This window comes from Mesorhizobium sp. M1307 (assembly GCF_040318155.1).
Taxonomy (GTDB): domain Bacteria; phylum Pseudomonadota; class Alphaproteobacteria; order Rhizobiales; family Rhizobiaceae; genus Mesorhizobium.
Genome location: NZ_JAMYLR010000012.1, coordinates 129,900 through 151,609, shown reverse-complemented (window position 1 = coordinate 151,609; position 21,710 = coordinate 129,900). Strand labels below are relative to the sequence as shown.

Below are 21,710 nucleotides of genomic sequence, written 5' to 3'. Positions count from 1 at the left end.
TGCCTTCGACGACGTCTAGTTCGGTTTCGGCGGTCTTGGCCTCCTCGACGGTGATGACGCCGTCATTGCCGACCTTGTCCATCGCCTTGGCGATCATGGCGCCGACGCTGGTGTCGCCATTGGCGGCAATGGTGCCGACCTGCGCGATCTCGCCTGAGGACTTGACCTTCTTGGCGCGCGCCTGGATTTCCTGGACGACGGCGCTGACAGCAAGATCGATGCCGCGCTTGAGATCCATCGGGTTCATGCCCGCGGCAACGAATTTGGCACCTTCGCGCAGGATGGAAGCGGCAAGCACCGTGGCGGTGGTGGTGCCGTCGCCGGCGAGGTCGTTGGTTTTCGAGGCCACTTCGCGCACCATCTGTGCACCCATGTTTTCGAACTTGTCGGAAAGCTCGATTTCCTTTGCCACCGCCACCCCGTCCTTGGTGATGCGCGGCGCGCCGTAGGCCTTGTCGATGATGACGTTGCGGCCCTTGGGGCCGAGCGTCACCTTGACGGCGTTGTTGAGGATTTCGACGCCGCGCAGCATGCGGTCACGCGCGTCGGTGGAGAATTTGATTTCCTTGGCAGACATGATCTTTTCCAGTTCGGTTGTCGTGGCAAGACGCTTGCAGCGCCTGAATCAAAGCTCGGAGCGTCCTTTGCGCGCGCGGGAGGGCGCGCGGCCTTCCAATCAGGCGGCCTTCTTGGCAGCCACGGTCTTGTCGATGATGCCCATCTCGCTTTTTTCGATGATGCCCATGATGTCGGCCTCCTTCATGATCAGAAGGTCCTCGCCGTCTATCTTGACCTCGGTGCCGGACCATTTGCCGAACAGAATGAGGTCGCCGGCCTTGACGTCGAGCGGGATCAGCGCGCCGCTTTCGTCCCGCGCGCCCGACCCGACAGCGATCACTTCGCCTTCCTGCGGTTTTTCCTTGGCATTGTCGGGGATGATGATGCCGCCCTTGGATTTGGTGTCGCTTTCGGCGCGCCGAATGACGACGCGATCGTGGAGTGGCCGGAATTTCATGGGGACTCTTTCTGGGGCCGGCTTAGGCGGCCGCCCCCTCTCTATAGGCGCCTTGGCACTCGATTGATAGGAGTGCCAAAAAAATATTCATAGGGCATATAAAATATTGAACGTATTATCTTGCCTGGTCATGCCCTGGTGTTCGGGTCTTGCGGAATATTAATGAAATTGAAGTTCTGTCTTTGAACACCTATTTTACGATGAAGTTCACATTCATGACTTTCGCTTCAAGGGAGATTTTACCGATGGCCGAAGGCAATCAGAACATCATGGAAAAAGCTCAGGCTCGCTTCATGGAAAATCAGAAGAAGACGGCGGAGCGGAACAAAGCAACTGCCGAATATCTCTCGGAGGCCAAGGCGAGGAGCATCAAAACGGCAAGGCTGAGGGAATTGCGACTGGCCAAGGAAGAGGCGGACCGCGCGGCGGAAGCTCTGAATCCGGTCGCACCAAAGAAGAAGCGGGCGTCGCGGACAGTCAAGAAGGCCGTATCTGCATCGACGGAGGCCAAATCATGAGCCTGACATTTCCCAACCCCAGCCGCAGTTACGACGAGGCAAGCAAACGCATTCGCTTCGTTGGCCATGACGGCATGTTCCAGATTTCCTTCTCTGTCGCAACCGATGCCATTTCCAAGATGCAGCCGGGAACGGCGGCTTCAGAAGCTACCTATCTGGCGGCCTTCGACACGGCTTCCAGCTCAATTCATGACGTCGCCAGGAATGCCTACGCCCGTACCCGCAGGAGCATCTACGTGCTGACTGCAGCCGATTTTCGCTAGATCCTTCGAGATCGCTCACAGGACGGTTGCTCAGGACTTGCGATCCGCCTTGGCTCGCCGCTTGACGTCGCGACTGTTCAGCCGGTCGACCATCGCGTCTGCATCGCGCGTATTCATGCCGACCATGAGCTGATGCTTGAGCTCGACCGGCTGGCCGGTGAAGACGTCGAAGACGGTCCCGCTGTGGGGATGCTCCATGCGCAGTGCGTAGCGGTTTGCCATCCTGGCGTCCTTTGGTTTCCGCCCGATCGATGAATGTCGCTCGATCAGGCCTGGGCGATCTCGGTCAGGCCTGGGCGATTAAGAATACTGCCGCTAGGACAAGCTCCGTCCACAAAACGACGGACAGTTTCAAGGCCAGGCTACCGTGCGCCGAGAGCATCTCCCGAGTGCGGCTGACCAAGCTCTTGATGGTCATCGACATAGTCGGCGCCGCAATCGCGACCGGCGGCGCCTTGACCCCAAGCTTTCCGCAGCAGCGATGGCTCGCGCAGAAACCGACCTCGAATGTTTGGAAACCAGACATCTTCATAGCACCGTTCTTTCAAACTCCATGCATGCCAAATGAATTCGCGGGTTGGCATCACCCTAAAGGGCGTCCGTGATGCGAAACGTCGCGGGTTGCAGGAGCAGGGCTTATTGCCGAGATCATGAAGGTTCATAATCCGCATGAGACGCGCTGATTCGCGCTTTGCCGGGATGCCTTCATGCAACGCAGCTACGCAGCCGGGAGGTCGAGGCGACGGGCGAAGGGAAAGACGATGACCGCGCCGGCCGTCGAATTGCAGAGGGCCATATTTGAGGCAGTGAACGGCGATCCCCACCTGTCGGCGGCACTGGGCGATGCAAGATTATTCGACCATGCGCCGGAAAATGTTGCGTTCCCCCACATGACCTTCGGCCGCACCAGCGTCTACGATTGGGCAACGGGGATGGAGAACGACGCAGAACAGTTGCTGACGTTGCATGTCTGGTCGAAATCAGAGGCCAGCAAGGAAACCAATGACATCATGGACCTTGTTAGCACCCGCCTGCGCGATACGGCTCTCTCGCTCGGCGAACATCGCCGCGCCTACCTCAAGCTCGAATTCGCCGAAGCCCGCTACGACGAGGACCTTTCGGCCCATCACGGGCTGCTGCGCTTCCGCGCCGTGATCAAGGACGAGGGCTGACCACCGGGCACTTTTTGCAAATCGGGCAATTTTGTTCTTGCTTTGTGCCGGCAGCTATGCTATTAATTTCCGTATGGTGCTGATGGCGCCAGCGACCCGCTGCAGAGGCGGGTTTTTTTGTTTCAGGTTCGGTTCGCCTGAACTGCCATCGGTTGCCTTGGGCCGGATGCTTCGTCCCCCCAAATGGTCCTGCCCGCCAGATGACGCCGGTTGTCGGCGAAGGATTGGAGGGCTAGGTTAAACATTGGCGATTTCGCGGAGCCGGGCGGCGAAATGGCAATCCGGTAATCTCGCGCTTCAGGGGTGTGGCGGGCATGCATTCGAGCGTTCACCGTTCATATCACGTTCAGCACCGGCGCGTTAGAACGCTGACCATGAACATCCTTCGCCCCCACTTCCGGACCGCGGCACTGGCGCTGTCAGCCGCCGGTCTGCTTGCGTCGCAAGCGATGGCGATCCCCGCTGTCGTGCCCGAGTGGACTCAGCCGGTCGTCCTCGCCGCGTCCGACTGCTACGCGATCGGCCAGCAGGTGGCCGAGCAGAATGGCGGCACCCTGGCCAAGGCCTCGCAGTCGACACGCGGCGGCCAGCCGGTCTGCGTCATCGTCGTGCTCGTTCCGGGCAAGGACGGGCAGCGTCCGCGTCGCTCGGAGATCGTCGTTCCGCTGAACTGAACCGTGCCGTTTCCCAGTCTGCCGGAATCGGCCTATATCTGACCAGCTTCAACAGGCCTCTCCGCATGCGCGTACTCGTCGTCGAAGATGACAAGGATCTCAACCGGCAGATCGGCGACGCGCTGGTCGATGCCGGCTATGTCGTCGACCGCGCTTTCGACGGCGAGGAAGGGCACTTTCTCGGTGACACCGAGCCCTACGATGCCGTGGTGCTCGATATCGGCCTGCCGCAGATGGACGGCATCAGCGTGGTCGAACGCTGGCGGCGCGGCGGCCGCAAGATGCCGGTGCTGATCCTGACGGCACGCGACCGCTGGAGCGACAAGGTTGCCGGCATCGACGCCGGCGCCGACGACTACGTCACCAAACCCTTCCACATCGAGGAAATCCTGGCCAGGGTGCGGGCCTTGATCCGGCGTGCTGCCGGGCACGCTTCGTCCGAACTGACCTGCGGGCCGCTCCGCCTCGACACCAAGGCCTCCAAGGCCGACGTCGACGGCGTGCCGCTGAAGCTGACCTCGCACGAATTCCGCTTGCTTGCCTATTTGATGCACCACATGGGCGAGGTGGTGTCCCGGACCGAGCTTGTCGAGCATCTCTACGACCAGGATTTCGACCGCGATTCCAACACGATCGAGGTCTTTGTCGGACGGCTTCGCAAGAAGATGGGCATCGACATGATCGAAACTGTTCGCGGCATGGGCTACCGCATGCGTAAGCCGGAGGCGTAACGCGGAACCGCTGCCTACAAAACCCGCCGTCTCGAACACGCCGTCGCTGCCGTCATGGCCGCGTTCGGTGGCGTTTCGCGTCATCGCCTTTTCCACGGTCTGGGCGATCCTCACTCTGGTCGTCATCTTCACCTTGATCACCACGCTCTATCGCCAGGCCAGCGAGCGCGGTTTCGACAGCCTGCTTTCGGCGCATCTGTTCAACCTGATCGGCTCGGTCGGCGTTTCTGAAAGCGGCCAATTGACCGGCGCCCCCGACCTTGGTGATTTGAGGTTCTCGGAACCGAATTCCGGCTGGTACTGGTCGGTCGAGCCTGCCTCGGAAGGCGTGCACGGCGATCTCCATTCGTCGTCGATGACCAAGGCGATCCCGTCGCCAAGCGTTGCCGAGGTGCCCTTCAATGCCAGCTTCCAGCGCAGCTATTCAGCGGACGGCATCGAAGGCGAGCAGTTGGAGGTGTTCGAGAGCGAGTTCGTGCTCGATGCGAAAAACCGCGCCGCGCGCTTCCGCGTCATGGGCAACCAGACCGAGCTCGAGCAGGAAATCGCCACCTTCCAGCGGCGCCTTTTGACCTATCTGTCGCTGTTCGGCGTCGGCATGATCGCCATCAATGCGATTGCCATCCTGCTCGGCCTGCAGCCGCTGCGCCGGGTCAGGAATGCGCTTGCCATGGTGCGCGAAGGAACCGCGCAGCGCCTAGACGGCCGTTTCCCGGCCGAGATCGAGCCGCTCGCCAACGAGACCAATGCGCTGATCGAGAACAACAGGCGTATCGTCGAGCGGTCGCGCACGCAGGTCGGCAACCTGGCTCACTCGCTGAAGACGCCGCTTGCCGTGCTGCTCAACGAGGGACGGGCGCTGGGTGGCGCCAAGGGCCAGCTGATCGCCGAGCAGGCCGCTTCCATGCAAAAGCAAGTGGACCATTATCTGCAACGTGCCCGCGTCGCCGCGCAGCGCGACAGCCTCGTCTACCGTACGCCGGTGGCGCCGCTGGTCCAGCGCATGGTTCGGGTGCTGCAGAAGCTCAACCCGCAGACGGCGCTGTCGCTCTCACTGCCGGCCACCGACATCGTCTTTGCCGGCGAACGCGAGGACCTGGAGGAGCTGCTTGGCAATCTGCTCGACAATGCGATGAAATGGGCAAGGAGCGCGGTCGCCGTTTCGGTCAAGCCAATCTCCAGCAAGGGTGGCGCTGGCACGGAAGGCGCAGCCAGCCTGTTCGAGATCAGCATCGAGGATGACGGCCCCGGCATTCCCGACGACAAGGCGCGCGAGGTGTTGCAGCGCGGCCGGCGTCTCGACGAGACAAAACCGGGCAGCGGGCTCGGACTTGCCATTGTCGCCGACCTTGTCAACGAGTATGGAGGCTCTCTGGCGCTGGAACGATCCGTCATGGGTGGATTGAAGGCGATGGTTCGATTGCGGAGCCTTCAGTAATGCTTTTCCAGATTGCTTTTCCAGGTGGCCGGCTGCGGCCAAATTTCCGACAAACATCGACATTATGGCCGCGCCAGCTGCTGACAGCGCGGCGGTCCAGCTCAAGAAAGCCGGTATTGGCATGAAGATTCGCGTCGCGCTCGTTTCCGCCCTGCTCGCCGTCTCCGGCTGCACAACGCTCGGCAAGGGCCCGGCCGTTACGGTGACGCCGGCCGCGACGCCCCCCAGCGGCGCCAAGGTGGCGACGACGATCATCTCCGCCATGGGCGGCGGCCTCGTCGGCGGCTCTATCGGCGCCGGCCTGAGCGAGACCGAGAAGCGCAGCGCGCTCGAGGCGGAATACAAGGCGCTTGAATACACGGCGAGCGGCCAGAAAGTGGCTTGGAAGAGCGACGGTTCGGCCCATCGCGGCGAAGTGGTCGCCGCCCAGCCCTATCGCGTCGGCTCGCAGGACTGCCGGCAATACACCCATACGGTGTTTACCGGCACCGCCGGCGCCACCGCGCGCGGAACCGCCTGCCGCAATGCCGACGGCAGCTGGACGCCGCTGACGTAGCTGGCCGGCCGTCGATCCGCCGATTCCGGTCCGGCACTAAAGCGCGTCGCGTTCGACCGGCCTCATGCGACGCGCTTTAGGTTCTTGTTTTGATGCATGGTCGTTATCGCAAAACCGCTGCACATTTTTGCGCGACATGCATTATCGATCGGAGCGGCCCCGCCAAAGCGTCGCAGCACGCTTGTGTTGGCAGGGCAAGGGTCTCGTTCTATTGGAAGAGCCATGCTGTTCTGGGTCATAGCCGCAATCCTTACGCTGGGCGCAAGCCTGGCGGTGCTGCTGCCCTTGGCCGGCGGATCGAAGAACGCGTCCGCTGCCGGCGATCACGATCTTGAAGTCTATCGCGACCAGCTGGCCGAGCTTGACCGCGATATGGCGCGTGGCCTGATCCAGCCAATGGAGGCCGAAGAGGCACGCGCCGAAATCGCCCGCCGCATCCTTCGCCTGAGCAATGCCGGCCACGCCGACGACACGGCGACGCAGCCGTCGCGGTCGACAAGGCTGGTGGCGACCGCGGCCGTGCTGCTGGTTCCGCTGGTCAGCTGGGGCCTCTATGGCCAGCTCGGCTCACCCGACCTGCCGTCGCAGCCGCTCAGCGAACGCCTGGCCAAGAACCCCGCCGACAGCTCGGTCGACGAGCTGATAGCCCGCGCCGAGGCGCACCTGGCGGCCAACCCATCCGATGGCCGCGGCTGGGACGTGCTGGCGCCGGTCTATCTGCGCATGCAGCGATACGCCGATGCGGTGACCGCCTATCGCAACGCCATCCGCCTCGACGGCGACAGCGCCGCCCGCCAGGCGGGTCTTGGCGAGGCGATCGCCAATGCGGCCGGCGGCATTGTCTCCGCCGAAGCGCAGGCGGCTTTCGAGGCGGCGTTGAAGCTCGATCCGGCCGATCCGAAGGCCTCGTTCTATCTCGCCATGGGCATGGCACAGGAAGGCCGCATAGCTGAAGCCACGGCGACCTGGCAAAAGATGCTTGCCGCCTTGCCGCAGGGCTCGCGGTGGCGCGGCGCCGTCGAGCAGGCGCTGGCCGAATCCGCCGCCCGCAGCGTCGCTTCGGAGGCGCCCGCGAAAGGGCCGACCGCCGAGGATATCGATGCTGCCTCCTCGATGTCGCCGCAGGACCGGCAAGCCATGATCAGCACCATGGTTGCCGGCCTCGACGAAAGGCTTCGGCAAAATCCGCGCGACGAGGAAGGGTGGATGCAGCTCGTTCGTTCCTATGCCGTGCTGGGCAAGACAGATCAGGCGCGTGATGCGCTCAATCGCGGTATCGCCGTCTTTGGCGCGGACAGCGACCAGGCCAGGAAATTCACCGCCTTTGCCGCCTCGCTTGGCGTGACGGCGACGGAGTAGACGATGACGCGCAAGCAGAAACGACTGTCGGTGATCGCAGCGGGGCTGGGGTTTCTCGGTGTTGCCACGGGGCTGACCTTCTATGCGCTTGGCCAGAAGGCCTCCTATTTCTACATGCCGGCCGATCTGGCCACCGCCAGCCTTCAGCCGGGCCAGCGCATCAGGCTCGGCGGTCTAGTCGAAAAAGGCACGGTCGAGCGTAGCCAAGGCGCCACCGTCGCCTTTTCGGTGACCGACAACCAGAAGGACGTCAAGGTCACCTATACCGGCATTCTTCCCGACCTCTTCCGGGAAGGACAGGGCGTGATCACCGAAGGCTCGTTTGGCCCTGACGGAATCTTTGTCGCCGACAGCGTGCTGGCCAAGCATGACGAGACCTATATGCCCAAGGAAGTGGCCGACGGCCTCAAGGCCAAGGGCGTATGGCAGGAGAGCAAGAGTGACTAGCGGGTGCGGTGACAATGGTTGAAACCGGACATTTCGCCCTGATCCTGGCGTTTGCGCTGGCCCTGGTGCAGACGATGGTGCCGCTGTTCGGTGCGCGCACCGGCAACCACAAGATGATGGCCGTCGGCGCACCGGCCGCGCTGACCGGCTTTGCCTTGACGGCGCTGTCTTTCGTGGCGCTGACAACCGCCTACGCCGGCTCCGACTTCTCGGTTGAGAGCGTCTGGGAGAACTCGCATTCGCTGCAGCCGCTGATCTACAAGATCACCGGAACCTGGGGCAATCACGAAGGTTCGATGCTGCTCTGGGTGCTGATCCTGACCTTCTTCGGCGCGCTCGTCGCCGTCTTCGGCGGCAATCTTCCGGCGACGCTCCGGGCCAATGTGCTTGCCGTGCAGGGAGCGATCGGCGCCACTTTCTTCCTGTTCATCCTGACGACGTCGAACCCGTTCGTCAGGCTCAATCCGGCGCCTATCGAGGGCCGCGATCTCAACCCGATCCTGCAGGACCTCGGCCTCGCCATCCATCCGCCGCTGCTTTATCTCGGCTATGTCGGTTTCTCGATCTGCTTTTCCTTCTCTGTCGCTGCCCTCATCGAGGGCCGCATTGACGCTTCGTGGGCGCGCTGGGTAAGGCCGTGGACATTGGTTGCCTGGATGTTCCTCACCGGCGGCATCGCCATGGGCTCCTACTGGGCTTATTACGAGCTCGGCTGGGGCGGCTTCTGGTTCTGGGATCCGGTCGAGAACGCATCCTTCATGCCGTGGCTGGCGGGCACGGCGCTGCTGCATTCGGCGATCGTCATGGAAAAGCGCTCGGCGCTGAAGATCTGGACGCTGCTTCTGGCGATCCTGACCTTCTCACTGTCGCTGCTCGGCACCTTCCTGGTGCGTTCCGGCGTGCTGACCTCGGTGCACGCATTCGCCACCGATCCGACGCGTGGCGTGTTCATCCTCTGCATCCTGACGCTGTTCATCGGCGGCTCGCTGGCGCTGTTTGCCTTGCGCGCCTCCCGGCTGACGGCCGGCGGCCTGTTTCACCCGATCTCGCGCGAAGGCGCGCTGGTCCTGAACAATCTGTTCCTGACCACCGCCACCGCCACCGTGCTGGTCGGCACGCTCTACCCGCTCGTCGTCGAAGCCCTGTCTGCCGACAAGATTTCGGTCGGCGCGCCGTTCTTCAACCTGACATTCGGCCCGCTGATGGTGCCGTTGCTGGTCGTCGTGCCGTTCGGGCCGCTCCTCGCCTGGAAGCGCGGCGACATTTTCGCCGTCGCCCAGCGCCTGATGGCGGCTTTCGCGGCGGCGCTGCTCGCCGTGCTGGTGACGGCCCTGTTCATCGATGGCGCTTCGGTGTTGGCGGCACTCGGTGTCGGCCTTGCCTTCTGGCTGATCTGCGGCGCGCTCACCGATCTCGCCGTCAAATCCGGCTTCGGCACCGTCGTGCCCGCCACCATGCTCAGGCGCTTCGCCGGCCTGCCGCGCTCGGTCTTCGGCACAGCGCTTGCGCATCTCGGCCTCGGGCTGACAACGCTCGGCATTGTCGGCACGCTTTGCTTCGGCACCGAAAAAATCTTGGCGATGCATGCCGGCGAGACCGTCGAACTGTCCGGCCACAAGCTGCGCTTCGAGGGGCTCTATCCGGCCCAGGGGCCTAACTACAGTGAGGATCGCGGCCGCTTCGCCCTGCTAGGCGCCGACGGCAGCGTCGCAGGCGAGATCACCTCGGCCAAGCGCTCATATCCGGTGCGCCAGATGACCACAACCGAATCCGGCATCAGGACGATCGGCTTCAGCCAGCTCTATCTTTCGCTTGGCGACGAGGGCAGCGATGGCTCTGTGGTCGTTCGTCTGTGGTGGAAGCCGCTGGTGACGCTGATCTGGGGCGGCGGACTGGTGATGATGGCGGGCGCGGCGATGTCGCTGCTCGACCGCCGCCTGCGCGTCGGCGCACCGTCGCGCCGCAAGGCTGCGGCCGGCGTGCCATCGGCGAGCCCGCAATGAAAAGGGTCACGCTGGCCTCGCTGGTCCTGCTGCTGGCGCTGTTGTTCGCCGGCGCCGCGCAGGCGGTCAAGCCCGACGAGGTGCTCGCCGACCCGGCACTCGAGGCGAGGGCGCGCGCTTTGTCGGAAGGCCTGCGCTGCATGGTCTGCCAGAACCAGTCGATCGACGAGTCCGATGCCGACCTCGCCCGCGACCTGCGCATCCTTGTGCGCCAGCGCCTGGTCGCCGGCGATACCGACCGGCAGGTGATGGACTATGTCGTTTCGCGCTACGGCGAATTCGTGCTGCTGAAGCCACGCTTCAATCTGCGCAATGTTTTGCTCTGGGGGACGCCAGTTCTTCTGCTGCTCGTTGGCGGGACATTCATCCTGCTGGCCGCCCGTTCGCGCCGTTCGACGGTGACCGCTGCATTAACTGCCGAGGAACAGGCGGCGCTGGACAAGATGCTCCGCCGCGATTGATCGATACATTACGAAAGTTTCATGTACCGGAAATGGCGCCGTAATGTGCGGCCCTCTATTTCCTTTGTCGAGGATGCCAATCAAGGGGCGTCCCTTGAAAAGAGGATACGAGAACCATGAATGTTGCCCCCAATTCATATCTACGCACCCGCAAACGCCTTCTGGCCGCAGCCGCATCCCTGGCCATTGCCGGCGCGATCGGCTTTGGTGCTGTTGCCACCGGGACAGCCCCGGTGCTGGCCGACGCCGTGCGTGTCGAGGCACCGCAGGTCCCGAGCTTCGCCGATGTGGTCGATCGCGTTTCGCCGGCGGTCGTCAGCGTGCGCGTCAAGGCCAAGATCCAGTCGACGGCCGATGACGGTTCCGGCCAGATGGACGAGGACGGCTTAGGCAATCTTCCCGACAACCCGCAGCTGCGCCGGTTCTTCCGCGAATTCCGCGGCTTTGGCGATCAAGGCGGCGATCAGGGCCCGAACGGAATGCGCCGTTTTGGACACCGTGACCGCAACAACGACCAGCCGCGGCCGGTGGCGCAAGGGTCCGGTTTCTTCATCTCCGATGACGGCTATCTCGTCACCAACAACCATGTCGTCGAGGAGGGCACCGCCTTCACCGTGGTGACCAATGACGGCAAGGAACTCGACGCCAAGCTGATCGGCACCGATCCGCGCACCGATCTTGCCGTGCTCAAGGTCGATGACGGCAGCAAGTTCACCTATGTGGACTTCGCCGATGATTCCAAGGTTCGCGTCGGCGACTGGGTGGTGGCTGTCGGCAATCCGTTCGGCCTCGGCGGCACGGTTACCGCAGGCATCGTTTCGGCCCGCGGCCGCGATATCGGCGCCGGCCCCTATGACGACTTCATCCAGATCGACGCCTCGGTGAATCGCGGCAATTCGGGCGGCCCGACCTTCAACCTCAACGGCCAGGTCGTCGGCATCAACACCGCGATCTTCTCGCCCTCGGGCGGCAGCGTCGGCATTGCCTTCGACATTCCCGCTTCGACCGCCAAGCAGGTCGTGCAGGATCTGATGAAGAACGGTACAGTCCAGCGCGGCTGGCTCGGCGTCGAAATCCAGCCGGTCACGCCCGAAATCGCCGAGTCGCTTGGCCTTGGGTCCGGCAAGGGCGCGCTCGTTGCCAGCGCGCAGGACAACGGTCCCGGCAAGAAGGCCGGCATCACCGCCGGTGACGTGATCACCCAGGTGGACGGCAAGGACGTTGCTTCGCCGAAGGAACTCGCCCGTCTGATCGGTGCTTACCCGCCCGGCAAATCTGTCGATGTCTCGGTGTGGCGCAACGGCAAGAGCGAGGCGGTTAAGGTCGATCTCGGCAAGCTGCCGTCGAGCGACAAGCAGGCCTCGGCCGACCAGCAGCCTGCCCCCGCGCCGAAGACCGACACGCTCGCCGATCTCGGCCTGACCGTCACCAAGTCTGACGATGGCAAGGGCCTTGTGGTGACCGATGTCGACCCCGACAGCGATGCCGCCGATCGCGGCATCCAGCCCGGCGACGTCATCACCTCCGTCAATTCGGCGGAAGTGAACGGCACCGGCGACGTCGACAAGGCGATGGCCGACGCGGTGAAGTCCGGCCGCAAGGCGGTGCTGATGCAGATCACCCGCGACGACAGCAACCGCTTCGTCGCACTGCCTGTCGCCAAGGGCTGACGACCGGTTCGACTTTTCCGGTGCGGCGGTTTTCAACACCCCCGAGCCGCCGCACGGGAAAGCAAGGGCCTGAATACGCTAGTCAGTCATCGTGTTCCGCCCCAGCGGCAGCGGGCTTCCCATCGCCCGCTGCCGCTCGAACATGCCGCTCAAGGCGTGAAGCAGTTTTAGGCTACGACATGCTAAAACAAAGACTTACCGCGTATCCCTGAATCACTTTGTTCGCGATACGCCATGGAGAAGGCCACGATGCATATGCCGGCCACTCAATCTTCCAGCGAAATCGCGTATAACGGTTCTATGAAGATTCTCGTCATAGAAGACGATCGCGAGGCAGCCGACTACCTGCAGAAGGCGTTCGCCGAGGCCGGCCATACCGCCCATGTCGCCGGCGACGGCGAAACCGGCTTCGCGCTCGCCGATTCCGGCGACTATGACGTCATGGTCATTGACCGCATGATGCCGCGCCGCGACGGCCTGTCGGTCATTGCCGGGCTCAGGTCCAGAGGCAATACGACGCCCGTGTTGATCCTGTCGGCGCTCGGCGAAGTCGACGACCGGGTCACCGGTCTGCGCGCCGGCGGCGACGACTATCTGACCAAACCCTACGCCTTTTCCGAACTGCTCGCCCGCGTCGAGGTGCTGAACCGCCGCGCTAGCGCCAGGGAAGCCGAAACCGTCTACCGGGTGGGTGATCTCGAACTCGACCGGCTGTCGCACTCGGTGCGCCGCGCCGGGCGCGAGATAACGCTGCAGCCGCGCGAGTTCCGCCTGCTCGAATATCTGATGCGCCATGCCGGCCAGGTGGTGACGCGCACCATGCTGCTCGAGAATGTCTGGGACTACCATTTCGATCCGCAGACCAACGTCATCGACGTTCATATCTCGCGGCTGCGGGGCAAGATCGAGAAGGGCTTCGACAAGCCGATCCTGCACACGGTTCGCGGCGCCGGCTACATGCTGAAAAGCGGCTAGAACCCCATGACTCTTTCCGTGCCGGCCATCATGAAGACGACGGCAGCGCGGCTTTCGGCGCTCTACCTCCTGCTGTTCGCCATCTGCGCGGTGCTGCTCGTGTTCTACATGACCTCGCTGTCGGCGCGCATGCTGACCGGCCAGACCCAGGACACGATCAACGACGAGGTGCTCGGCCTCGCCCGCGCCTATCAGCGCGGCGGCTTGCCGCTGCTGGTCCGTGTCGTCGAGCAGCGCTCCCGCCAGCCCGGCGCCAATCTCTATCTGATCGCCGATGCCAACGGCCAGATCCTGACCGGCAACGTGCAGAGCCTGGAGCCGGGGGTGATCGAGGCCGAGGGCTGGACCACCGAACCGTTCTCATACCGCCGCTTCGGCGAGGGCGAGCTCGAGCGGCAGCGCAACCCGGTCTCCGACCCGAACGAGCCCGCCCAGAGCGAAGTCCAGGCCGAAGGCGAGAAAGGCCACAACGCCATTGCCCTGGTGCTGCGCCTGCCCAACCAGATGATCATGCTGGTCGGCCGCGACCTCGGCGAGCCGGAGCGCTTCCGCGCCCTCATTCGCCGCGCCTTGATGCTGGCGCTCGGCATGATGGGCGTCGGCGGGCTGCTGATCTGGTTCTTCGTCGGGCGCGCGGCGCTGAAGCGCATCGACAGCGTGTCGGAGGCGAGCCGCCGTATCATGGGCGGCGATCTTTCCGGCCGGCTGCCGGTCACCGGCGCCGGCGACGAGTTCGACCGGCTGTCGGAAAACCTCAATTCCATGCTGGCCAGGATCGCCACGCTGAACGAGGGCCTGAAGCAGGTCTCCGACAACATCGCCCACGACCTGAAGACGCCGCTGACCAGGCTGCGCAATCGCGCCGAGGCGACGCTTTCCGGCAAGCACAACACCAGCGACTACCGGCAGGCGCTGGAAGGAACGATCGCCGAATCCGATCAGCTGATAAAGACCTTCAACGCCATCCTGATGATCTCGCGACTGGAAGCCGGCTATTCCTCGGAAAGCACCACCAGGGTTGATCTGGCCGCTGCCGTGCACGACGTCGTCGAACTCTACGAGCCGGTAGCGGAGGAGGCGGGCGTGACGCTCGAAACTTCGGTGCAAGGTTCCTTCGCCGTCAACGGCAATCGCGAGCTGATTGGCCAGGCGCTGTCCAACATCGTCGACAACGCGATCAAATATTCGACCGACTCGACCTCCAGGCCTACGGTTCGCGTGACGCTGGAGCGTGTCGGTAGCGAGATCAGACTCGCCGTCTCCGACAACGGCCAGGGCATTCCCGACGATGTCGACCGCGCCAGGGTGACCGAGCGTTTCGTGCGGCTGGAAAAGAGCCGCTCGCAACCGGGTTCCGGCCTTGGCTTGAGCCTCGCCAAGGCGATCGTGACGTTCCACAATGGACGGCTTGAGCTTCTGCCCGGCAATCCCGGATTGTCCGTCGTCATGAGTTTTCCCGGGCGGGAGGATCGCTGATGGTGGCGAGGATGGCAGTGCGACGCCTCGAAACGGACTGGCTGTTGAAGCCGGCGATAAAGCTCGTTCCGCTGGATGCAAGCCGCGCCAGGCAGGGGTTGTCGGAGATCGCCGACGCCGCGCGGCAAAAAGAACTGCCGCGACTAGCGAAATTCTTGGCAGGCAAGGGGGTCGTCCAGGATTTCCTCGCCGCCGTGTTCGACCTGTCGCCGTTCCTGCGCGATACCGCGCGCCGCCGGCCGCGGATACTCGATGCGCTTTTCGACGGGAGCGTCGAGGCGCGGCTGTCATCGATCGGCGCCGCGGTCGACAAGGCGGCACGCGTAGAGGCCGTCTCCGAAAGCAGCCTGATGATGGAGCTGCGCCAATGCAAGGCGGAGGCGCATTTCCTGATCGCCTTGGCCGATCTCGCCGGCGAAGCCGAGACCTCGCTGACGGTGCGGCGACTGAGCGACCTTGCCGACGCCTGCACGCGTGCGGCTGTCGATTTCCTGCTCCGCGACGCGCATGAGCAAGGCAAGCTCCGATTGCCGGATGCCAAAAATCCGGCGCGACGCTCGGGCTGGATCCTGCTCGGCATGGGCAAGCTCGGCGCGCATGAGTTGAACTTTTCCTCCGACATCGACCTCGTCGTCTTCTTCGACCCCGATGCGCCAGCTGTCGTCGATCCGCTCGATGCAACCGAGCTGTTTTCGCGCCTGACCCGCCGGCTGGTCCGCATTCTCCAGGACCGCACCGAGCATGGTTATGTCTTCCGCACCGATCTCAGGCTTCGTCCCGACCCCGGCTCGACGCCGCTGGCGATCCCGGTCGAGGCGGCGCTGCGCTACTATGAGGCGCGCGGCCAGAACTGGGAGCGCGCCGCCATGATCAAGGCGCGCCCGGTGGCCGGCGATGTTGCTGCCGGCGCCGTGTTCCTGAAGGAACTGCAGCCCTATATCTGGCGCAAATACATGGACTACGCGGCGATTGCCGACGTCCATTCGATCAAGCGCCAGATCCACGCCCACAAGGGCCATGGCGAGGTCGCGGTCAAAGGCCACAACGTCAAGCTCGGCCGCGGCGGCATCCGCGAGATCGAGTTCTTCGTCCAGACCCAGCAACTCATCGCCGGCGGCCGCTTTCCCGAACTGCGCGGCCGCGAGACCGTGCCGATGCTCGGCGAGCTCGCCGCGCGCGGCTGGATCACCGCCGACGCGCGCGATGCGCTCACCAGGCAATACTGGTTCCTGCGCCGCGTCGAACATGCCATCCAGATGGTTGCCGACCAGCAGACGCATATCCTGCCGGAGGACGAAGAGGGGCTGGAGCGCGTCGCCCGCATGCTGGGCTTTGCCGATGCGGCAGGCTTTGCCGAAACGTTCCGCGCGGCGCTGCACCAGGTCGAGCGCCACTATGCAGCGCTGTTCGAAACCGCGCCGGAGCTTTCGGCCGGCATCGGCAATCTGGTCTTTACCGGCGACGTCGACGATCCCGATACCTTGCAGACCTTGCAGCGGCTCGGCTTCCAGCGGCCGAGCGACATCTGCCGGGTTATCCGCGGCTGGCACTTCGGCCGCTACCGCGTCACCAGGTCGGCGGAAGCGCGCGAGCGGCTGACCGAACTGACGCCGGCGCTGCTGCAAGCCTTCGGCCAGACGCGGCGGGCGGACGAGGCAGTGATCCGCTTCGACGAATTCCTTGCCGGCCTGCCTGCCGGCATCCAGCTGTTTTCGCTGCTGCAGTCGAATCCGGCTTTGCTGAAGCTGATGGCGACTATCATGGGCGCGGCACCGCGGCTGGCCGCCATCATCACGCGCCGGCCGCATGTCTTCGATGGGCTGCTCGATCCGGCGCTGCTGAGCGAACTGCCAAACCGCGCCTATCTGTCGGCGCGCCTTGCCGCCTTCCTCGAGGGCGACAGAGCCTATGAAGACGTGCTCGACCGGCTGCGCATCTTTGCTTCGGAGCAAAAATTCCTGATCGGCGTCAGGCTGCTTGCCGGGTCGATCGACCCGCCGCGCGCCGGCCGCGCTTTTTCCGATCTCGCCGACCTGACCATCGAGGCGGCATTGCAGGCGGTGATGGCGGAATTCGCTTTGCGTCATGGCTATATTGCCGGCGGCCGGGTCGCGCTGCTCGGCATGGGCAAGCTCGGCAGCCGCGAACTGACGGCGGGCTCCGACGTCGACCTCATCCTGCTCTACGATCACGACGCCGATGCGGAGGAGTCCGACGGCGACAAGCCGCTTGCCCCCTCGCATTACTACAGCCGGCTGACACAGCGGCTGATCGCCGCTGTTTCCGCGCCGACCGCCGAGGGCGTGCTCTACGAGCTCGACCTTCGCCTGCGGCCGTCCGGCAACAAGGGGCCGGTGGCCACCCATGTCGACGCCTTCAAGAAGTATCAGCGCCAGGACGCCTGGACATGGGAGCACATGGCGCTGGCGCGCGCCCGCACGATCGGCGGCGATGCCAAGCTCTGCCGCGAGGTCGAGGGAGAGGTTGCCGCAGTGCTCGCTCTGCCGCGCGATCCAGCCAAGGTGATGGCCGAGGCATCCGAGATGCGCGCCATGGTCGACAAGGAGAAGCCGCCGCGCGATCCCTGGGACATCAAGCTGATCCCGGGCGGCCTCATCGATCTCGAATTCATTGCCCAGATTGCGCTGATCACCGGAAAGATCGAAGCCGGCCGCAGGGCCACCGGCACGGCTGAGGTCCTGTCGCGCCTAGCGCCGGATTTCGCCAGCGCCCAGGTCAGGCAGGAACTGGTGGATGCCTATTCGCTCTATCTGGCGCTGACCCAGATGATACGGCTTTGCCTCACCGGCGCGTTCGAACGCGACGACGTTCCGCCAGGGCTTTCGGATCTGCTTCTGGCCGTCACCGACCTGCCGGATTTCGGGGTGCTTGAAGCGCATGTCGGGGAGACGTCGCAGAAGGTCAGAAAGGATTTCGACCTTCTGCTTCGTGCGAAACAACCGTGACGGCAACCAGCCGTACGGGCGAGAGCATCGGGCCCAAAATTGCGACCTGCTTTGGGAGGTTCCGATGTTCAATCAAAGAGATAGAGCGGGGGATTGAAGGTCCGCCGCTCTAGCATCGGGGGTGACGATGCAACAGGAGAAGACCATGAGAAAGACAACCAGACTTGCACTCGTTTTCGCAGCCCTGGCCGGCGCCGTCGGCACCGCTGCCTATGCAGACGAGCACTCCGGGGCCGGGCCGCGCGACGGCATGATGATGCGCCTCGGCAAGGTCATAAAGGACAATGACGGCACCATCACCTTCGACCAGTTCTCCGACGCCATGAACGCGCGGCTGAAGAAGATGGTCGCCGACAATGGCGGCAAGCTGACCGTGGCACAGCTCGCCGACGCGCTGGAGAAAGCACGCTTCGAGCAGATGGCCAGGCGCATCATCGCCCGTTACGACACCAAGGGCGACGGCACGCTGACCGCCGATGACATCACAACCCGCCAGAAGAAGGTCTTCGCCATGCTCGACCGTGACAATGACGGGAAAATCGAGAAGAACGAACTGCCGAAGGGTCCCGGCGGTCACCGCCAATGGGACGGCGAGGGCAATGATGGCAGTGACGGCATGCAGTGAGAATTGATAACGCTCCGGCGGTGCGAGCCGCCGGAGACTTATGTGCGCGTCGACGCCTGAATCACCAGATCGGCCCAACTGCGAACGGACGGTGTTTCCACCGCATTCAGCTACTCTGTTCGGCGAGTCCGGTGCAGGGCGCGGCTTGTGTGGACCTGCAAAATCCGGTCGCGCAGATGGGCATAGAAGCGCGGCGGCAGCATGCCGTAATCAAAGCGGGACGGCTTCGTCCCTGGAATGGGCCTCAAATCGGGACCCGGCCAAAGGAATTCATTGATCTCGGTCACGATGATCCACGACGGCATATCGTCGAGACCGAGGTGGGTTTTGAGTGGCGCAGGTATTTCTATTGCATCCGCATGATCAGCCGGAGCTGAGTGGGTAATCGGAACCACCGTTACAACTTCACGCCCCTCCACGATGCGACGGGCGGCGACAATTGCGCAGGCCCGGCTCTTGCGGCCTTCCTCCGCGCCTTTTTTGTTTTCTCTCGCCCAGAGATAGGGATAGGAAATCACCAGACCGGGGACAGGTTTTGGGAGGCTCACGGTGTCCAGTCTTTGAGCATTGCATCAAGTCCGGCGTATTGGGTCGGGACGGCGCTTTCGCCGATGGCGTTCAGCGTCTCGTCGTCCAATTCCTCGACCGGGCGGGCGACCCGTCCTCTGACCAAAACCTCGAACATAGCCGCTGACAGGAGTACTGTATGGGTCCGCCCATTCTTTGTGATTGCAACCGGCGTGCGCTGGGCGGCATCCTGAAAGCGTCCGACATTCTGCTGGAATTCCGTTGAAGTCACTCGCATCACAAGCCCTCCTGTTTATCTAAAATAGATAATATAGACAGATTTATCAAGGGAAAGTTCTCGCGTTGCAGGGCGGCGCGCAAGCGCATGTTCGACTGATCATGCTGGGCCTGATCACGAAATCATTCAGGCAGCCGCCCTGACCGCCTGCGCGGCTTTCTTGATCGGAATGCGTACCGAGACGATCGTGCCGACGCTTTCGGTCGAGCGGATCTTCAACGCGCCACCCTGAAGCTCGGCCAGCGAGCGCGAGATGGCGAGGCCGAGGCCGGAGCCGGCATGGCTCTTGGAGAACTGGTTTTGCACCTGTTCGAATGGGCGCCCGAGCTTGCTCAGCGCCGCCTTCGGGATGCCGCAGCCATTGTCCTCGATCGTCAGGATCAGCGCGCTGGAAATGCTGCGGGCTCTGACCGAGATGTGGCCGCCTTGCCCGGTGAACTTCACCGCATTGGACAGAAGGTTGATGAGGATCTGCTTGATCGCCCTGCGGTCGGCGAACAGCGTCAGCGAATCGGCGATTCGGGTTTCGACGGTAATCGACTTTTCCGCCGCCTGCAGAGAAACGACGCGCACCGTCTCCCTGATGAGCGGGCAGAGATCGATTTCTTCCTGATCCAGGGCGAACTGGCCGGCCTCGATCTTCGACATGTCGAGGATGTCATTGATCACACCGAGAAGATATTTGCCGCTGCCGTTAATGTCGGTGGCATACTCTTCGTAGCGCGGCGAACCCAGCGGCCCGAACAGCCGCCGTTCCATCAGTTCCGAGAAGCCGATGATCGCGTTGAGCGGGGTGCGCAACTCGTGCGACATGTTGGCCAAGAATTCGGATTTGGCCCGGTTTGCCGCTTCGGCGCGCTCGGTTTCCTTCATGTATTTGCGATTGAGTTCGACGAGCTCACGCGCCCGTTCTTCTTCCGCGCGGCGGGCAAGGCTGAGGTCATGGATTGTCGCCATCAGCCGGCGCTCGCTGTCGACCAGCTTCTCCTGGTGCAGCTTGATCTGGGTGATGTCGGAGCCGACGGAGACGGTACCGCCGTCCCTTGTCCGCAACTCATTCACCTGCAGCCAGCGGCCGTCGGCAAGCTGGCGCTCGAAGGTCACGCCTCCTTGCGGTCCGTTGGTGTTGGCAAGCCGCCGCTCCGAGGCGAAGGCCAGCATGCGTTCCTCCAGAACGGCGCGCGGAGCGCCCGGCATCACGTCGCGATCCAACAGGCCGTTGTCCTGCTGGTATTTGGAATTGCACATGATCAGGCGCTCGGACGAATCCCACAGCACGAAAGATTCGTTGATGTTTTCGATGGCCGTCCTCAGGCGCAGGTCCGCCGCTTCGGAGCGCAGCGCCAGATGCCGCTGCTCGGTGACGTCGACGGCGATGCCGATCAGCTGGATCTCCGGCGCTTCCGGGTCGATAACGTGTGCTCTTGCGCGCATCCAAACCCATTGCCCGTCGGCATGGCGCATCCGGAACACCTGGTCGATATGGTCGATCTCGCGTGCGACGATCCTGTTGGCGAGTTCGAACAAATCGCCGTCCTCGGGATGAATGATTTCATCGACTTCGCCGAACGACAGCATCGTGTCACAAGGCTCGTAGCCCAGCATGTCGTACATCGAGCGCGACCAGTACATCTTGCCGCGCACCATGTCCCAATCCCACAGGCCGCAGCGGCCGCGCACCAGCGCCATGTCGATGCGCTGGTGGGCTTCGAGATAGATGCGATCGGCGGCCTGGGCGCGCGCCGCCTGGCCGAAATAGGCGTAGAGGATGATGATCAGCACGCCGGCCGTCAGCACGAACAGCGTGACGTTGAGTGAGACCGTCTTGCGCCAGGCGTCAAAAACTGCCTCCTGCGGCACGAACGCTGCCGCGGCACCCCTTCGGCCATTCGCCAGGCTCACTGCCGCGTACCAGTCCTGTCCGCCGATGTTGACCTCCATTACCCCGGCGCGGTCGCCGAACATGAACAGCGGCTGCCCGCCCTGCACGACACCATCGAGCGACCGGCCCTCCCAGTGCATCGACTGCGGCGATACGGCAATGATCTTGAAGGCGCTGTCGGTGATCGCCAGTACGTGGCTTCGGCCCATCGCGCCCTGACGACCGGTGCTCTCCAGCAGGTCCTGGATCGCACCTGGCGCGGAAGCCATGGTCGCGTCGGCGATCGAACTGGCCAGTTGGCCGGCGGCCAGCGCAAGGATCGCCTTGGCGTCGCGCTCGATCTCGTCGCGCTCGTTCATCAGTGACAGAAAGCGCAGTACTGCGATGATCAACAGAAACATGATGATGAGGGCCGGTATCGATCGCCGCAACAGCGGCTCGGCTGCCAACAGCCGTCGGTAGGCAGGTTCGGCGATGAGCCGCGTATTGCCCGCGAGACCGTCGCTTCGCGCCTCGCGCCGCCCAAAAGCCGTCCCACCGGGCGCGCCCCACGCGTCCGCCTTCGCCATAAATGGCACTCCCCGATTTTCTGTCCCGCTTGACGATCCGGCAACGCCGCACTTCCGAATCGTCACTAAAGAATCAAAGGTGATTCGCCTTGTCCAGAGGCGCGG

23 protein-coding genes are annotated in these 21,710 nt (G+C 63.5%); 16 read left to right on the top strand and 7 right to left on the bottom strand.

All coding sequences use genetic code 11. The annotated features are described in order from the left end of the window. Both NKH16_RS16860 and NKH16_RS16855 read right to left on the bottom strand, forming a co-directional pair. Window positions 1-577, bottom strand: a 577-nt coding sequence (locus NKH16_RS16860) for a TCP-1/cpn60 chaperonin family protein (RefSeq protein WP_352900511.1), incomplete at its 3' end; no start/stop codon positions are given. A 99-nt stretch (window positions 578-676) separates the two neighbouring features. Continuing rightward, on the bottom strand, window positions 677-1,015 hold the full coding sequence (locus NKH16_RS16855) for a co-chaperone GroES (RefSeq protein WP_352454324.1): 339 nt from the start codon (window positions 1,013-1,015) through the stop codon (window positions 677-679). 245 nt (window positions 1,016-1,260) lie between these two features. Here NKH16_RS16855 and NKH16_RS16850 point away from each other — a divergent pair, with 245 nt between their 5' ends. Both NKH16_RS16850 and NKH16_RS16845 read left to right on the top strand, forming a co-directional pair. Next, entirely contained in the window at window positions 1,261-1,533 is a 273-nt protein-coding gene (locus NKH16_RS16850; protein WP_352454325.1) for a hypothetical protein, read from the top strand. Then, complete coding sequence (locus NKH16_RS16845; RefSeq protein ID WP_352454326.1) at window positions 1,530-1,796, top strand: DUF1488 family protein; 267 nt, start codon at window positions 1,530-1,532, stop codon at window positions 1,794-1,796. Before NKH16_RS16850 ends, NKH16_RS16845 begins: the two co-directional genes overlap by 4 nt. A 30-nt stretch (window positions 1,797-1,826) precedes the next feature. Here the strand turns inward: NKH16_RS16845 and NKH16_RS16840 are convergent, their stop codons facing one another. Both NKH16_RS16840 and NKH16_RS16835 read right to left on the bottom strand, forming a co-directional pair. After that, entirely contained in the window at window positions 1,827-2,018 is a 192-nt protein-coding gene (locus NKH16_RS16840) for a hypothetical protein (protein WP_352454327.1), read from the bottom strand. A gap of 64 nt (window positions 2,019-2,082) precedes the next feature. After that, window positions 2,083-2,328, bottom strand: coding sequence for a hypothetical protein (locus NKH16_RS16835; RefSeq protein ID WP_352743224.1), 246 nt, complete (start codon window positions 2,326-2,328; stop codon window positions 2,083-2,085). A 229-nt stretch (window positions 2,329-2,557) separates the two neighbouring features. Between NKH16_RS16835 and NKH16_RS16830 the strand changes: the two genes are divergently transcribed. The 14 genes from NKH16_RS16830 to NKH16_RS16765 all read left to right on the top strand — a co-directional run bounded on the left by NKH16_RS16830 (window position 2,558) and on the right by NKH16_RS16765 (window position 18,349). After that, window positions 2,558-2,968 carry a DUF3168 domain-containing protein gene (locus NKH16_RS16830; RefSeq protein ID WP_023677827.1) on the top strand — a complete coding sequence of 137 codons (411 nt, stop codon included), beginning with the start codon at window positions 2,558-2,560 and terminating at the stop codon, window positions 2,966-2,968. Window positions 2,969-3,342: 374 nt separating this feature from the next. Beyond that, window positions 3,343-3,642, top strand: coding sequence for a hypothetical protein (locus NKH16_RS16825; protein ID WP_352900505.1), 300 nt, complete (start codon window positions 3,343-3,345; stop codon window positions 3,640-3,642). A gap of 65 nt (window positions 3,643-3,707) precedes the next feature. After that, window positions 3,708-4,373, top strand: coding sequence for a response regulator transcription factor (locus tag NKH16_RS16820; RefSeq protein WP_023718390.1), 666 nt, complete (start codon window positions 3,708-3,710; stop codon window positions 4,371-4,373). Between the two features lie 10 nt (window positions 4,374-4,383). Next, window positions 4,384-5,811 (top strand): ATP-binding protein, encoded by a 1,428-nt coding sequence (locus NKH16_RS16815; protein ID WP_352900516.1) that lies wholly within the window; start codon window positions 4,384-4,386, stop codon window positions 5,809-5,811. Window positions 5,812-5,932: 121 nt separating this feature from the next. After that, window positions 5,933-6,367, top strand: a complete 435-nt coding sequence (locus NKH16_RS16810; RefSeq protein WP_352449042.1) for an RT0821/Lpp0805 family surface protein — start codon at window positions 5,933-5,935, stop codon at window positions 6,365-6,367. A 222-nt stretch (window positions 6,368-6,589) separates the two neighbouring features. After that, window positions 6,590-7,726 (top strand): c-type cytochrome biogenesis protein CcmI, encoded by a 1,137-nt coding sequence (gene ccmI / locus NKH16_RS16805; protein WP_352900502.1) that lies wholly within the window; start codon window positions 6,590-6,592, stop codon window positions 7,724-7,726. 3 nt (window positions 7,727-7,729) lie between these two features. Then, window positions 7,730-8,173: a cytochrome c maturation protein CcmE gene (gene ccmE, locus NKH16_RS16800; protein ID WP_023677821.1), complete on the top strand. Its 444-nt coding sequence runs from the start codon at window positions 7,730-7,732 to the stop codon at window positions 8,171-8,173. 14 nt (window positions 8,174-8,187) lie between these two features. Then, window positions 8,188-10,176, top strand: a complete 1,989-nt coding sequence (locus tag NKH16_RS16795; protein WP_352449040.1) for a heme lyase CcmF/NrfE family subunit — start codon at window positions 8,188-8,190, stop codon at window positions 10,174-10,176. Next, complete coding sequence (locus NKH16_RS16790) at window positions 10,173-10,637, top strand: cytochrome c-type biogenesis protein (RefSeq protein WP_084641257.1); 465 nt, start codon at window positions 10,173-10,175, stop codon at window positions 10,635-10,637. The genes NKH16_RS16795 and NKH16_RS16790 overlap by 4 nt, the downstream gene beginning before the upstream one ends. Window positions 10,638-10,753: 116 nt before the next feature. Beyond that, a complete protein-coding gene (locus NKH16_RS16785) occupies window positions 10,754-12,307 on the top strand; it encodes a Do family serine endopeptidase (protein ID WP_352900499.1) in 1,554 nt (517 codons plus the stop codon). A 300-nt stretch (window positions 12,308-12,607) separates the two neighbouring features. Continuing rightward, window positions 12,608-13,282, top strand: a complete 675-nt coding sequence (locus NKH16_RS16780; protein WP_352454335.1) for a response regulator transcription factor — start codon at window positions 12,608-12,610, stop codon at window positions 13,280-13,282. A 6-nt stretch (window positions 13,283-13,288) separates the two neighbouring features. Continuing rightward, the gene (locus NKH16_RS16775) at window positions 13,289-14,758 is read left to right on the top strand and encodes a sensor histidine kinase (RefSeq protein ID WP_352900496.1); all 1,470 of its coding nucleotides are present in this window, start codon (window positions 13,289-13,291) and stop codon (window positions 14,756-14,758) included. Then, window positions 14,758-17,724, top strand: a complete 2,967-nt coding sequence (locus NKH16_RS16770; RefSeq protein WP_352900493.1) for a bifunctional [glutamine synthetase] adenylyltransferase/[glutamine synthetase]-adenylyl-L-tyrosine phosphorylase — start codon at window positions 14,758-14,760, stop codon at window positions 17,722-17,724. The genes NKH16_RS16775 and NKH16_RS16770 overlap by 1 nt, the downstream gene beginning before the upstream one ends. Before the next feature lie 145 nt (window positions 17,725-17,869). Then, the gene (locus NKH16_RS16765; RefSeq protein WP_352679799.1) at window positions 17,870-18,349 is read left to right on the top strand and encodes an EF-hand domain-containing protein; all 480 of its coding nucleotides are present in this window, start codon (window positions 17,870-17,872) and stop codon (window positions 18,347-18,349) included. Window positions 18,350-18,459: 110 nt separating this feature from the next. Here NKH16_RS16765 and NKH16_RS16760 read toward each other — a convergent pair whose 3' ends face one another. The 3 genes from NKH16_RS16760 to NKH16_RS16750 all read right to left on the bottom strand — a co-directional run bounded on the left by NKH16_RS16760 (window position 18,460) and on the right by NKH16_RS16750 (window position 21,605). Then, window positions 18,460-18,897, bottom strand: a complete 438-nt coding sequence (locus NKH16_RS16760; RefSeq protein WP_352900490.1) for a hypothetical protein — start codon at window positions 18,895-18,897, stop codon at window positions 18,460-18,462. After that, complete coding sequence (locus NKH16_RS16755; protein ID WP_352454340.1) at window positions 18,894-19,154, bottom strand: type II toxin-antitoxin system prevent-host-death family antitoxin; 261 nt, start codon at window positions 19,152-19,154, stop codon at window positions 18,894-18,896. Before NKH16_RS16755 ends, NKH16_RS16760 begins: the two co-directional genes overlap by 4 nt. 126 nt (window positions 19,155-19,280) lie before the next feature. Further along, on the bottom strand, window positions 19,281-21,605 hold the full coding sequence (locus NKH16_RS16750; protein ID WP_352874413.1) for a PAS domain-containing sensor histidine kinase: 2,325 nt from the start codon (window positions 21,603-21,605) through the stop codon (window positions 19,281-19,283). Window positions 21,606-21,710: the final 105 nt, after the last annotated feature.